The 13,048-nt window shown below is 68.4% G+C and carries 15 protein-coding genes and 1 pseudogene; 7 read left to right on the forward strand and 9 right to left on the reverse strand.

The features are described 5' to 3' along the window. The 6 genes and pseudogenes from AOK01_RS44590 to AOK01_RS01910 all read right to left on the reverse strand — a co-directional run. Positions 1-615 (reverse strand): annotated as a pseudogene (locus tag AOK01_RS44590) (type VI secretion protein); the annotation flags it as partial. Positions 616-629: 14 nt separating this feature from the next. Next, positions 630-2,054, reverse strand: a complete 1,425-nt coding sequence (locus AOK01_RS01890; protein WP_055507670.1) for an ATP-binding protein — start codon at positions 2,052-2,054, stop codon at positions 630-632. Between the two features lie 6 nt (positions 2,055-2,060). Next, positions 2,061-3,611 carry an SCO6880 family protein gene (locus AOK01_RS01895; protein WP_055507672.1) on the reverse strand — a complete coding sequence of 517 codons (1,551 nt, stop codon included), beginning with the start codon at positions 3,609-3,611 and terminating at the stop codon, positions 2,061-2,063. A 14-nt stretch (positions 3,612-3,625) separates the two neighbouring features. Then, positions 3,626-4,978 (reverse strand): hypothetical protein, encoded by a 1,353-nt coding sequence (locus AOK01_RS01900; RefSeq protein WP_055507674.1) that lies wholly within the window; start codon positions 4,976-4,978, stop codon positions 3,626-3,628. Next, the gene (locus AOK01_RS01905; RefSeq protein WP_055507676.1) at positions 4,968-5,822 is read right to left on the reverse strand and encodes a hypothetical protein; all 855 of its coding nucleotides are present in this window, start codon (positions 5,820-5,822) and stop codon (positions 4,968-4,970) included. Before AOK01_RS01905 ends, AOK01_RS01900 begins: the two co-directional genes overlap by 11 nt. Positions 5,823-6,016: 194 nt before the next feature. Continuing rightward, positions 6,017-6,325, reverse strand: a complete 309-nt coding sequence (locus AOK01_RS01910) for a hypothetical protein (RefSeq protein ID WP_055507678.1) — start codon at positions 6,323-6,325, stop codon at positions 6,017-6,019. A 512-nt stretch (positions 6,326-6,837) separates the two neighbouring features. On the opposite strand from AOK01_RS01910, the gene AOK01_RS01915 reads away from it, so the two are divergent. From AOK01_RS01915 to AOK01_RS01925, 3 genes are all read left to right on the forward strand, one after another. Next, complete coding sequence (locus AOK01_RS01915) at positions 6,838-7,284, forward strand: ArsR/SmtB family transcription factor (protein WP_079103097.1); 447 nt, start codon at positions 6,838-6,840, stop codon at positions 7,282-7,284. Positions 7,285-7,297: 13 nt separating this feature from the next. Then, positions 7,298-7,954 carry an SRPBCC family protein gene (locus AOK01_RS01920; protein WP_055507680.1) on the forward strand — a complete coding sequence of 219 codons (657 nt, stop codon included), beginning with the start codon at positions 7,298-7,300 and terminating at the stop codon, positions 7,952-7,954. A 65-nt stretch (positions 7,955-8,019) separates the two neighbouring features. After that, the gene (locus tag AOK01_RS01925) at positions 8,020-8,406 is read left to right on the forward strand and encodes a DoxX family protein (protein WP_055507682.1); all 387 of its coding nucleotides are present in this window, start codon (positions 8,020-8,022) and stop codon (positions 8,404-8,406) included. Here AOK01_RS01925 and AOK01_RS01930 read toward each other — a convergent pair. The 3 genes from AOK01_RS01930 to AOK01_RS01940 are packed head-to-tail and all read right to left on the reverse strand — an operon-like array spanning position 8,403 to position 9,702. Next, positions 8,403-8,666: a DUF397 domain-containing protein gene (locus tag AOK01_RS01930; RefSeq protein WP_055507684.1), complete on the reverse strand. Its 264-nt coding sequence runs from the start codon at positions 8,664-8,666 to the stop codon at positions 8,403-8,405. The two genes, AOK01_RS01925 and AOK01_RS01930, sit on opposite strands and share 4 nt — an antisense overlap. Then, positions 8,659-8,847 carry a DUF397 domain-containing protein gene (locus AOK01_RS01935; protein WP_055507686.1) on the reverse strand — a complete coding sequence of 63 codons (189 nt, stop codon included), beginning with the start codon at positions 8,845-8,847 and terminating at the stop codon, positions 8,659-8,661. Before AOK01_RS01935 ends, AOK01_RS01930 begins: the two co-directional genes overlap by 8 nt. 9 nt (positions 8,848-8,856) lie before the next feature. Next, on the reverse strand, positions 8,857-9,702 hold the full coding sequence (locus tag AOK01_RS01940; RefSeq protein WP_213862037.1) for a helix-turn-helix domain-containing protein: 846 nt from the start codon (positions 9,700-9,702) through the stop codon (positions 8,857-8,859). Positions 9,703-9,900: 198 nt separating this feature from the next. Between AOK01_RS01940 and AOK01_RS01945 the strand changes: the two genes are divergently transcribed. The 4 genes from AOK01_RS01945 to AOK01_RS01960 form a co-directional block, all read left to right on the forward strand. Further along, on the forward strand, positions 9,901-10,326 hold the full coding sequence (locus tag AOK01_RS01945) for an ATP-binding protein (RefSeq protein ID WP_055507688.1): 426 nt from the start codon (positions 9,901-9,903) through the stop codon (positions 10,324-10,326). Between the two features lie 212 nt (positions 10,327-10,538). After that, the gene (locus tag AOK01_RS01950) at positions 10,539-11,138 is read left to right on the forward strand and encodes a Uma2 family endonuclease (RefSeq protein ID WP_055507690.1); all 600 of its coding nucleotides are present in this window, start codon (positions 10,539-10,541) and stop codon (positions 11,136-11,138) included. A gap of 86 nt (positions 11,139-11,224) precedes the next feature. After that, a complete protein-coding gene (locus tag AOK01_RS01955) occupies positions 11,225-12,226 on the forward strand; it encodes a C40 family peptidase (RefSeq protein WP_055507695.1) in 1,002 nt (333 codons plus the stop codon). Positions 12,227-12,404: 178 nt separating this feature from the next. Then, on the forward strand, positions 12,405-13,048 hold a 644-nt coding region (locus AOK01_RS01960; protein WP_055507691.1), incomplete at its 3' end, for a phosphatase PAP2 family protein.

Below are 13,048 nucleotides of genomic sequence, written 5' to 3' on the forward strand. Positions count from 1 at the left end.
CCACCCGCCCGCCCGTTCAGCCCGTTCATCGTCAGTGGCCGTCGGAACCGACTCCAGCGGCGGCTCCGCCGACCGCTGCGGGGGCGCCGCGGGGTCCGTCGCCGGCTGCGGTGCCGTGACGTGTTCGACCTGCGGTTGCGGCTGTGGCTGCGCCGGCACCTGGCGTTCTTGGTGCTCCAGTTCCTGGTGTTCCACCTCGGTCCGTTCCGTCGCCGTGGCGGGCTCTGTGCGTCTCGCTCGCTGGGCCCGCCATCTGGCCACCGTGCCCAGCACGAACACCGTGAGGACCAGCAGGACCATCAGCTGTCCGATGACCAGGCCCCAGAAGAGCCCGTATCCGGACAGCTGGTTCGCCGGGGTGTCGGGCCAGGCGCCCGCCAGGTCGTCGGGGGACCCGATGAGGTGGCGGATGGCCAGGGGCGTACGGCGGAACGCGATCTGGGCGGGCCAGGAACCGTGGGAGAAGAGGCCGGCGAGGCCGGTCGCCGTCCACACCATGACGGTCATGCCGAGGACGAAGGCCAGGATGCCGAGCAGCAGGCCGTCGGGGACGCCCCCTTCGCCGCCTCCGCCCTCTCTGCCGCCGCGGTGGTGCTCTCGATCGTCCGGTCTCATTGCGGGCCGCTCCTCTACGCCACCGTGGACTCGGACGAGTCGTCGAGATCGCTCAGGTGTTGCTCCATGAAGGCCGCGGCCCGTTCCTCGGCCTCCAGTTCGGCGGCGCGCAGGGCGTCGTCCGCGAGGTGGTCGGCCGACGACTCCGTCATGGCGCGGTCGGTGAAGACGAGGGGCCGCTCGGTCTCGGAGATCAGGTGTTTGACCACCTGGACGTTGCCGTTGACGTCCCACACGGCGATGCCCGGGGTGAGGGACGGGATGATTTCGACCGCCCACCGGGGCAGGCCGAGTACCCGGCCCGTCATTCTGGCCTCGTCCGCCTTCTGGGCGTAGATCGTCCGCGTCGACGCCATCTTGAGGATCGCCGCGGCCTCCTTCGCGGCGGCGCCGTCCACGACGTCGGAGAGGTGGTGGACGACGGCTACGAAGGACAGGCCGAGGCGGCGGCCGAACTTCAGCAGGCGCTGGAAGAGCTGGGCCACGAACGGGCTGTTGATGATGTGCCAGGCCTCCTCGACGAGGAAGATGCGCTTCTTCCGGTCGGGGCGGATCCAGGTGTGCTCCAGCCACACGCCGACGATCGCCATGAGGATGGGCATGGCGATGGAGTTGCGGTCGATGTGGGACAGGTCGAAGACGATGAGCGGGGAGTCGAGGTCGATGCCGACGGTCGTCGGGCCGTCGAACATGCCGCGCAGGTCACCGTCGACGAGGCGGTCGATGACCAGGGCGACGTCCAGGCCCCAGGCCCGTACGTCGTCTATGGCGACGTTCATGGCCTCCGCCGACTCCGGTTCGGGGTGGCGCAGCTGCTCGACGATGTCGGTGAGGACGGGCTGGCGGTCGACGATCGTCTCGTTGACGTACGCGTGCGCGACCTTCAGGGCGAAGCCGGAGCGTTCGTCCAGGCCGTGGCCCATCGCGACCTCGATGATCGTCCGGAGCAGCGCGAGCTGGCCGGTCGTCGTGATCGCCGGGTCGAGCGGGTTGAGCCGGATGCCCATGTCCAGGGCGGCGGTCGGGTCGAGGCGGATGGGGGTGAGGCCCAGTGCCTGGGCGATGAGGTTCCACTCGCCGACGCCGTCCTCGCCCTGTGCGTCGAGGACGACGACCTGGCGGTCCTTGAACCGCAACTGCCGCAGGACGTACGTCTTCTCCAGGGCCGACTTGCCGTTGCCGGACTCGCCGAGGACCAGCCAGTGCGGTGCCGGGAGCTGCTGTCCGTACAGCTGGAAGGGGTCGTAGATGTAGCCCTTCCCGGAGTAGACCTCGCGGCCGATGATGACGCCGGAGTCGCCGAGGCCGGGGGCCGCGGTCGGCAGGTAGACGGCCTGGGCCTGGCCGGTGGAGGTGCGCACCGGCGGGCGGGTCGTCTCGACCTTCCCGAACAGGAAGGACGTGAAGCTTTCCGTGAGGATGGACAGCGGATCCCGCATAGAGCCCTACCTCCGGATGCCGGTCGCGAACGGGAGCGTGTTGACGAAGGCCCGGTGGTGCTCGCGGTCGCACCACTCCAGCTTCAGATACGACTTGCCGGCCGAGGCCCTTATCGTCCGCTTGTCGCGGGCGAGGGCTTCGGGGTTACGGGACGAGACGGTGATGTAGCCGACGAGGTTGACGCCGGCGGCGCCGCTCGCGAGGTCCTGGCCGCGCTGGTCGACGCGGTTGTGGGAGGCGACGTCGCGCGGGTCGACGGTGCGGTTCATCTTGGCCTGGCGGCTGGCCTCGGCGTCGTCGTTGGTCTTCTCGGTCAGCATCCGCTCGATGGCGATCTCGGTGGGTTCGAGGTCCATGGTGACGGCGACCGTGCGGATCACGTCCGGGGTGTGGACGAGCAGCGGGGCGAGGAAGTTGACGCCCACCGGGGTCATCGGCCACTCCTTCACCCAGGCCGTGGCGTGGCACCAGGGGGCGCGGGTGGAGGACTCGCGGGTCTTCGCCTGGAGGTAGGTCGGCTCCATGGCGTCCAGCTCGGCCGGCCAGGCGTTGCGCCTGGTCATCGCCTGGATGTGGTCGATGGGGTGGTCCGGGTCGTACATCGAGTGGACGAGCGAGGCGAGTCTGCCCTGGCCGAGCGGCTGGCGGACCCTGATGTCGGCCTCCTGGAGCCGGGAGCAGATGTCGGTGAGCTCGCGGGCCATGACGACGGCGAGGCCGGCGTCCTTGTCGAGCTTCCTGCCGCCCTTGGGGCGGGCGGCGCGGGCCATCGTCTGGGCCTCGGCGGCCAGTTCGCGTGAGTAGTGCATGCAGGCGACGAGGTAGGCGCGGTGCTGCTCGCTGCTCGTCGACACCATGGACGAGAGCTGCTCGTACGACTGCTGGAGCCAGGCGGGTGCCTGCTCGTCACCGCGTACGGAGACGTCCTTGGCGTGGGCGTCCGGGTCGGCGGGGAGCGTACGGGCGAGCATCTGGATACGGGTGACGAAGCCGTCGCCGTTGGCGACGTGTTTGAGGAGGGTGCCGAAGCGGTCGACGAGGGCCTCCTGGTCCTCGCTGTCGCGCAGGCCGACGCCGGGGCCCTCGATCTCGATCGCGGCGGTGACGGTCTTGCGGTCGGCGTGCAGGAGCACGGCGATCTCGTCGGGGCCGAAGGGTGCCGCGAGCCAGCTGATGCGGCCGATGCCCGGCGGCGGGCCGACCTCCATCTCGCGTCCGTCGATGTGGATGCCGGACTCCATGACGTCGCTGCGGTAGGCGGTGCCCCGCCGGAGCCCCCTCTTGTAACTGCGGTTGATCTCGAACCACTTGTAGAAGGTGCGCCGCTTGTACGGCACGTAGACCGCGGCCAGCGCGAGCATCGGGAAGCCCATGAGCAGCACGATGCGCAGGGAGAGCACGGGGACGATCAGGCCGCACATCATGCCGAGGAACGCGCCCGCGATGATCAGGCCGATCTCGCCGGACTCGCGGTTCCGGCCGACGATCGCGTTCGGCCGGGCGCGGCCGATCAGATACGTACGGCGGGGCGTGACCGGATGGGGCGTATGGGCCATATGGGAGTCAGTCGTCAACGCCCTGCACCTCCCGTGCTGTTGTTGCCGCTGCTGTTACCGCTGTTGCTGTTGCGCGCGTTGCCGGCGTGCGGGGTGTTCACCGGGCTGGAGCGGGGCGGGGGTGCGGTGGGGACCGACCCGCCGCCGCCCGAGGAGCCGCGTGAGCTGTGGGCCGCGACGCCGCCGGAGACGGGGTTGGACGGGCGGGCGCCGCTGTTTCCGCCTCCGCCGCCTCCACCCCCGCCGCCGTTGTTGTCGGCGCGGGTGCTGTGGGTCTTGATGCCCTGCGCGACGAGGGTGGCGGGTGAGCTGATGACGGCCGCGGCCTTGCCCTCGGCGCCCTGCATGATGCGGTTGTTGCGGCCGCCTGCGATCTCGTCGCCGAAGCCCGGTACGAAGCGGTAGATCATCGCGCTGGCGAAGATGGCGAGCAGGATGATCGCGAGGCCGGAGACGACGGCGGAGAAGGAGTCGGGGCCGTCCTCCGCGGACAGGGCTCCCGCGAGGCCCAGCACGATCACGATGACCGGTTTGACGAGGATGACGGCGATCATGATGCCCGCCCAGCGGCGGACGTGGCCCCAGAGATTCTTGTCGACCAGGCCGGCGTAGACGACCGTGCCGAGCAGCGCGCCGACGTACAGGAGCGCGGCGCGGATCACCAGCTCCAGCCACAGGACGCCCGCGGCGAGGATCGACACGAGGGACACCACGATCAGCATGATCGGGCCGCCGCCGATGTCGGTGCCCTTGTTCAGGGCGCCGGAGAAGTTGCCGAAGAAGGTGTCCGTCTGGTTGCCGGTCGTCTTGGCGAGGACCTCCGCGATGCCGTCGGTCGCCGAGACGACGGTGTAGAGGATGAGCGGGGTGAAGGCCGACGCCAGCACCGTCAGCCAGAGGAAGCCGATCGCCTCTCCCATGGCGGTGCTGAGGGGGACGCCTCGGACGGCGCGCTTGGTGACCGCGAGCAGCCACAGGAGGAGGGTGAGGATCGTCGACGCGGCGAAGACCACCGCGTACTGCTGGAGGAACGTGGTGTTCGTGAAGTCGACCGTCGCCGTGTTCTGGACGGCGTCACTGAGCTTGTCGATGGTCCAGGAGGCGGCCTTCGCACAGCCCTTGGCGAGGGAGGCGAGGGGGTCGAGGGCGGTGGTGGGGTCGTCCACGGAGGGGCCGTTGCGGCTGGTGCCGTCTCGTTCGCAGTAGTCCTTGGCGGGACCGCGAATGAGGTCGCAGGCGTCGCTGCTGTCCTCCGGACTGGGTGTGGGGGTGGGCGCGGCGAAGGCCCGGGTGGCGATCAGAACCGCCGTGGTCTGCACGGCTGTGACGACCCCGGCGATCGTGAGTACGCGACGACTAGCGGGCATAGGTGAACCCTCCGTACTCCTCGACGGCCTTCGTCATGTCGTCGGCCGTGGACGCGGTCTGGTCGCGCCCGACGGGCACCGGCCCGTCCTTCTGCTGGAAGTCCGTGACCTTCCAGTCACCGGATACCCACTTCAGTTCGTACGTCGTCGTGTACCAGCTCTCGGACACAGGGTTCGTGGAGCCGTCGCCCGAGAGACCGAAGAGCGAGGTGTACCAGACCTGTACGGAGGCGTTTGCAGAGCTGGCGGACTTGACTTTGGTGCCCACCGGAATGACGCGTGACACGAAGGTCTGGCCGCTCGGCGCGCTGCCGTCCTTGCCCAGACCGATGTTGCTCAGGAACTTCTCGCTGGAGTACGCCTGGTCGAGTCCGGACTGGCGGTCGGCGGCGACATCGGGTGCGTACACCGTGTCGACGATCTTGTGCCGCCGGTCCGTGTCGAACATGTCGGCGGAGCCGAGCGCTACCGAGTAGTTCGCCGCCGCGCTCTGAGCACCCTGATCGTCTTGTGCGTAACCGGTGGGGATTCCGCCCGTCCCCGACTTCTCCGGCTGCTCCCCGGACGCGGCCGTCGGTGCCGTCCCCGCCCTCGTGCCGCCGCCGTCGCCGCCGCTGTCGTCCGCCCCGGAATCGCCGCCACCGCGGTTCGCGAAGGCGATGGCCGCGATCAGGAGGACCACGACACCCACCACCGTGACGAGGCTGCGCGAGGACGAACGGCCGCCGCGTCGCACCCCGCCGTAGACGTCACCGTCGCTGTCGGGGAGCCGTGTGCGGGTCTGGCCGGTGCCTCCGTAACCGCCGTCCTCGCCGCGCGCTCCGTGCTCGTCGCCGAGACTCATGCCGCGTACGCCCCCTCAACCTCGTGCTGAACCGCGTCATACGACGGTAGCCCCGCTGGTTCCCGCGCGGGCGCGGTGTGGTGACTGGACATCAGGGAAAACGCAACCTCAGCCGGTGGGCACGTCGGACGGGTGGGGTGGAGGAGGGACCGGGTGTGCCCGGCCGGGGCGGAGGGCACCGGGCCGGCGGCCGCCTAGACGGCCATGCCGTACACGATGGTGAAGAGCGTGCCCAGTGAACCGATGATGAAGACTCCGGTGAGACCCGCGATGATCAGGCCTTTGCCTTGTTCGGCACTGAAGGTGTCGCGCAGGGCCGTCGCGCCGATACGTTGTTTCGCCGCGCCCCAGATCGCGATGCCGAGGCACAGGAGGATGGCGACCGCCATCACGACCTCGATCATGATCCGGGCCTCGTTGCCGAGGGTGCCGAACGGGCCCCAGTCCGGAGCGATCCCGCCGATGATCGTGTTGATGTCGCCCTTTTCGGCTGCGAAAAGCATGTAAGTCACCGCCCCTAGTGGGTTGTTCTGCCTCCTCTGCCACTCTGCGCAGAGGTCACGGCTATTGTCGCTGACAATGACGCTGTCGCATGTCGACTTGGCGTCATTGGTTGGCGGGTTTCGTACGAATCCCTCGTCGCCGCCGCTCGCGGGACCCCTCGGGGGCGTGCGGGACGGTTCACGGGGAGGCGTATCGTCACTCTGTGTATCACGGCAGGTCACGCCGGGCAATGAAGGAGAAGCGGAACCTGTGGTGTGGTTCCGTCGTTAGCCCCTCTTGCGCGATCGCCGCCTGACGGTGGCCGACTCCGCCCGTCCATCGAGCCCGACCCCGTCCCGTGTGCGCCGGTGCGTCGTGCTGATGTTCTCTGGGCCGTACGTCTCCTGGTGAGTAGACGCCACCCGTGCTGCGTTGCGTGAAGGTTATCCCGGGTGGGGTGGTGGGGTGCGTTGGGGTGCGGGGGCGGATGTTTGCCCGCGCTTATATAAGTGACTGCTGATACTCTGTTGCCGTGCACGCATTCGACGTACTCGGTGACCCCGTTCGCCGCCGCATCCTGGAGCTGCTCGCCGACGGTGAGATGAGCTCCGGAGCGGTGAGCGAGGTCGTCAGGGAAGAGTTCGGGATATCCCAGCCCGGCGTCTCTCAGCACCTCAAGGTCCTGCGGGAGAACGGCTTCGCCACGGTCCGGCCGGAGGGGACCCGGCGGCTCTACGCCGTGAACTCCGATCCCCTGCGCGACATCGACGCCTGGCTGGACCGCTTCCGGCGCTTCTGGACGCCGCACCTCGACGCCCTCGCCACCGAGGTGGCCCGGGGCAAACGCGAACGCCGGCTCCGCGAGCGGTCCGGCGACGATGACGATCGCGGCGGCCACGGTGGTGGCGGCCACGGTGGTGGCGACGACCACGCCGGTGGCGGCGATGGCGGCGGCAACCCCTCACGGTTTCACAGTTAAGGAGCAGTACTTCATGATCGACGTCACCCATCAGATCAACGCCGTACGGCGCCACGTCGGCAGCCGGGTCATGGAGGCCGGCGAGGCCCACGTCATGACCCTGAGTCAGACGTACGACACGACCGTCGAGGATCTCTGGGACGCCTGTACCAACCCCGAGCGCATCCCGCGCTGGTTCCTGCCCGTCACCGGCGAGCTCCGCCCCGGCGGCAGGTACCAGTTGGTGGGCAACGCCGGCGGCACCGTCGAGACCTGCGACCCGCCGAAGGGTTTCACCGCGACCTGGGAGTTCGACGGGAACGTCAGCTGGATCGAGCTCCGGCTGACCCCCGCGGCGGAGGGCGGGACGCGCTTCGAGCTGGACCACATCTCGCCCGACGACGACCCGAAGTGGCAGGAGTTCGGGCCCGGGGCCGTCGGTGTCGGCTGGGACATGGGACTCATCGGGCTCACCCTCCACCTGGCCTCGGGCGAGGCCGTGGACCCCCAGGAGGCCATGGCGTGGTTCGGGACCGAGGAGGGGCTGCGGTTCGTCACGGAGAGCAGCGAGGCCTGGTACGCGGCGAGTGTCTCCGACGGTGGGGCGGGAGAGTCGGGTGAGGCTGAGGAGGTCGCGCGGGCGCGGGCCGACCGGACGACCGCGGCGTACACGGGGGCGGAGTCCGCCTGACGGTTTACTGTCGAGTAACCTCGCGGGCCGGGCTCCCCGCGAGCTTCTCGCCAGAAGGAGGAACCGTGTCACGGTCGGAGCGTTCGCCCCTGTTGCTCGCGGGTCTGTTGGCCTCGGCCGCGGTCGCCCACTTCGCGGTGCCGCGGCAGTTCGACGCGATGATCCCGTCCGCGTTGCCGGGCGCCGCCCGCCACTGGACGTACGCGAGCGGTGTCGTCGAGCTGGCGCTGGCGGCCGGGGTGGCGGTGCCGCGTACGAGGCGGGTGGCCGCGCTGGCCGCCGCCGGGTTCTTCGTCGGGGTGTTCCCCGCGAACGTCCAGATGGCCGTGGACGCGCGTCACGGGCCCGCGCCCCGGAAGGCCGTGACACTGGCGCGGCTGCCGCTGCAGGTGCCGCTGGTGCTGTGGGCGCGGGGGGTGGCCCGGGGCGGTTCGGCGGGGCCGGCTGCTTAGGGCTGTCCGCCCCCGAGCCCGTCCATTCCCTCAGCTTCCTCGACGCCTTCCACGAAGTGGTCGAACTCGCCTGCCTGTACGCCGAGTACGAAGGCGTCCCACTTCTTCTGGGTGGTCGTGACGACGGTCTCGGGGTCGCTGGTCTCCCGGATGTAGACGAGTTCGTTCTCGCCGAAGGCGAGCTCGATCCAGGGACCGGGCCCGGTCGCCTCCGGCGGGGCGGCGCGTTCCCAGGTGAGGTCGGTGGGGATGTCAGACATGCGTCGGGCTCTCTTTGAGTACGTGGATGAGGGCGGCGAAGGCGTGGGGGGTGGTCCCGAGTATGGAGTGGGTCGGGTCGCTGCTTTCGGTGAGATGGATGGCTTCGACGGTGGAAGCCGTGTGTATGCAGGAGTCGCCTTCGGAGCAGTAGGACGACTTCTGCCAGGCGATCGGAGTCACGGGAGCTCCCTAGAGGTCGTGGATCACTGTGCGGATGAGGTCGCGGGTCTTGTCGGGTGAAAGAGCCACGGTGTTCAGTCTCTCGAAGAGGTGGCGGTACTTGCGCAGTTGTGCCTCGGCGTCCAGGAACGTGAGGCCGTGAGACTGGTCCAGGTGCACTGTGTCGAGCTCCGGTACCGGGCCGTGCGCATAGAAGATGGACTGGCCCGACCCGGGGTAGGCGCCGGCGTCGAACGTGATGGCGCGAAGGATGATGTGCTCCCGCTCACTCGCGTCGAGCAGATGTTTGAGCTGCTTTTGCGACACCGACGGCCCGCCGATCTTCATCCGCAGAGCCGCCTCGTGAATGATCGCCTCGTACGGAGTGGGGTCGTCCCGATACAGCACGGCCTGGCGCTTGATGCGGAACGAGACGCGGTGCTCGATGTCCGGTGGGGAAAGCTCCGTGACTGCTTGCCGGAAGATTTCGCGGGCATGGTCGACGGTCTGAAGCAGGCCGGGGATGCGTGCAGTGACCATGGTGCGCAACGATTGGGCGTTGTGCTCCAGTTCGGCCAGGTCGAGTAGCGGGCTGGGCAGGATCTCCCGGTACGTCTCCCACCAGCCGTGCTTGCGGCCCCCGACCATCCCCGCGATGGCCTCCACCAGAGCTTTGTCTGCGCAGTCGTACTGGCAGGCCAAAGTGCGCACCCGCTCTGCACTGACACCCAGCCGGCCGGTCTCCATGTTGCTGACCTGCGCTTGCGGCATGCCGAGGAGTTGAGCGGCCGCCGTCGAGGTGAGACCTGCTTGTTCGCGCAACTTGCGCAGCTCGGCCCCGAGCCGGAGTTGACGTCCTGTCGGGTTGGTCCGCACGGCGATGCTCCTCGATCTTCCGTGCTGCGAGTCACCCACACGGATGGTTGTTCTTACTCTTCACCGCTATCTGGTGAAGAATATAACTGCAACCGCTACTTTGTTGGTCAGGCGCCCCGCTCAGAAGTACCCCGCTCGACGGAGCGGCCGTGGTCACTGGGCAACCGTCCAACTCCTCCTCGTGATCGGAGATTTCCGATGGCAACCGTATCCCCGTCCTGGGCCTGCACCCTTCAACTCCCGCGCGATCCACGCTCACCAGGTATCGGCCGCGCGACCCTGCGCATCGTCCTCGACGCCCATGACCTCGCACCGCTCGTGCCCACGGCGGAGCTGCTCGCCGCCGAGTTGCTCACCAACGCCCATCTCCACACCAGCGGCCCCTACGCCCTGCGCCTGCGCGCCGTCGAGGGCAGGCGGGTGCGGGTCGGGGTGTGGGACTCCGACCCCACCGTGCCGAAGGGGTTCGACGACCCCGGTCTCATGCCGCCCGATATGGCCGAGAGCGGGCGCGGGCTGCATCTCGTGCGGGCGTGTGCGGACGCGTGGGGTGCGTACCGGCTGTGCGGCGACCGGGGCGGGAAGCTGTTGTGGGCGGAGTGTCAGAGAGATGACCTAGAGTGAAGGTGTGCACGCGGAGCGTGAGGGAGGGTGGCGTGGTCGAGATTGAGCAGCGGCTCAGGGGGACGGCCTGTACGCGCAAGGGGCGTGACACCGAGGCAGTCGAGGGGGCCGCACAGTACGGTGGATTCACCGCTGAGCGGGATACCGGGCCTCCCGCCGATCCTGCTCGCGGAGCCGAGGTGTCGGAGCTGGAAGGTCGGAGGGCACACGTCATGTGGCGGATCCGTCCGAAGCCCCGCCCGGGAAACCTGCGCGAGGTCGCCGAGGAGATCGAGGAAGCGACGGGTCTGCGTGTGCAGGTTCTGGGAGGGAAACTCGTGATGTCCCCGACGCCGCGTGGCAAGCACGCGGGAGTGGTCTATGAGCTTGAGGAGCTGATCAGGCCGCAGCTTCCGAGGGTGCTCGTCGCGACCGAGATGTCGTCCATCGAGATGCCGGACGACCCGGATGACTTCGTGACGCCGCATCTGCTGGTCTGTCCCCGGGACTTCCTGGTCTCTGACGACTGGCTGCTCGATCCGCGGGATGTCGAGCTCGCTGTCGAAGTGATTTCCCAGTCCGAGAAGGCTCGGGACATCAGGAACAAAGCCGACTGGTACGCGGTCGCGGGAGTAGTCGCGCTGCTGGTCGTCGACCCCCGCAAGGGTACGTGGGCCCTGCACACCCGCCCGGACAACGGCGCCTATCAGGACGTGCTGCCCGGCAAGTTCGGGGAACCTGTGCCTCTTCCTCCGCCACTTGGCTTCGAGGTCGCCACGGAGCGGTTCCCGCTGTACGGGGACTCCCCGCGCGCCGGGCGGCCCCCTCGCTGAACCGAGTGCTCGGTTGCGGCCGCTCCCTGGTGGGAAGCTCCTAGGATGACGTGGGCGAATTCCTGGGCGGCGGAGGGCGGTTGACGGTGCGTAAGGCCTGGATCTGGGTGACCGTCGTCGCGGGGGCGGGGCTGAGCTTCGTCATGGTGCTGGTGATCGGTGTCTACCTGGTCGCCGGGAACCTCGCCAACGGCGTGGGGCCGGGAGCCGTCGGCCTGGCCAAGGGTGCCGTACCGGCGGCGTACCAGACGCTCGTGCAGAAGTGGGGCAATCTGTGCAGCGCCATCAATCCGGCACTTCTCGCCGCGCAGCTGTATCAGGAGAGCGGATTCAATCCCGACGCCAAGAGTCCTGCCGCCGCGCAGGGGATTGCGCAATTCATCCCCGGAACGTGGGCCACGCACGGAATCGACGGCGACGGCGACGGTGACCGCGACGTCTGGGACCCGAATGACGCGATTCCATCGGCCGCGAAGTACGACTGCTCGCTCGCGAAGTACGTCAAGGACGCTCCCGGAGACCCGACCAAGAACATGCTCGCCGCGTACAACGCCGGGGCGTACGCCGTCATCAAATACGGGGGCGTCCCGCCGTACCGGGAAACCCAGAACTACGTGAAGACGATCACGACACTGGAGGAGAGTTTCGCCGCTCCGGTCGGTCGTGTGCAGCCCTCGCAGCAGGCCGCCGGCGCCATCTACTACGCGCAGAAGAAGCTCGGGACGCTCTACCTGTGGGGTGGCAACGGCACCCCTGAGCAGGGAGGACGCTTCGACTGCTCGGGGCTGACCAAGGCCGCGTACGAAAGTGTGGGGATCACCCTGCCCCGCGTCGCCAACGACCAGTACAACGCCGGGCCGCACCCCGAGCGGGACGAGCTCCTCCCCGGCGACCTGGTCTTCTTCTCGGACGACCTCACCAACTCCCGGACCATCCGGCACGTGGGCATCTACGTCGGCGGCGGCTACATGATCGACGCGCCTCGGACGGGCGCCGTGATTCGCTTCGACCCCATCGACACCCCCGACTACTTCGGGGCGACCCGCGTGACCGAAGATGGCGCGAAAGCATTGCCCACCTCTGTGTGAATCCGCCCCTGAGCTGCAGCGATGCATCTCTCTTCGATAACGTCTGCGTGATCATTCGGTGGAGAGCGGAACGTATTGAAGGGGACTGTGCGTTCCTGTTCTGTAGCCGACGACGGGGGTTGTGGCGCGACGCGTCCGGTGGACGCGTGAAAGATGACGATGAAGGGGCCGTTGCACCATGGCTGGACTCGCCGACTCCGGATCGAACCCCGACGTCGATCTGCTCTACGACATCAACGGCCTCGCCAAGGACGCGCCGCACTGGTTCGACCGCATCATGGAGTTCGTGGGCGAGTGGGGGCTTCTGCTCGTCATGGTGCTGCTGATCCTCGGGTGCTGGTGGACCGTGCGGCGACGGGGCGGAGACGACGCCGCCTCCTCCGTGGCCTCACTGATCTGGGCGCCGCTGGCCGCCGGAGTCGCCGTACTCGTGAATGTGCCGATACGTGGCTTCGTCGAACGGCCTCGGCCCTTTGTGGACCATGAGGGGCTGGAAGTCCTTGTCGCCGGCAAGAGTGACTACTCGTTCGTGAGCGATCACTCGACTCTCATGATGGCGATGGGTGTCGGGCTGTTTCTCGCGAACCGGAAGTTCGGGTTCGTCGGGGTGGGGATTGCGCTGCTCGGTGGGTTCTGCCGGGTTTATATGGGCGTGCACTATCCGACTGACGTCGTCGGGGGATTTGCCCTCGGTACCGCGGTCGTGCTGCTGCTTTCGCCGCTTGCCTCTGCTTTGTTGACGCCTTTGGTGAAGGCGGTTGAGCGGTCGCCGCGGGTGGGGTGGCTTGTGCGGAGTGGCTCCGCCGGGGGGCGGGGTAAGAG

The organism is Streptomyces aurantiacus (genome assembly GCF_001418335.1).
Taxonomy (GTDB): domain Bacteria; phylum Actinomycetota; class Actinomycetes; order Streptomycetales; family Streptomycetaceae; genus Streptomyces; species Streptomyces aurantiacus.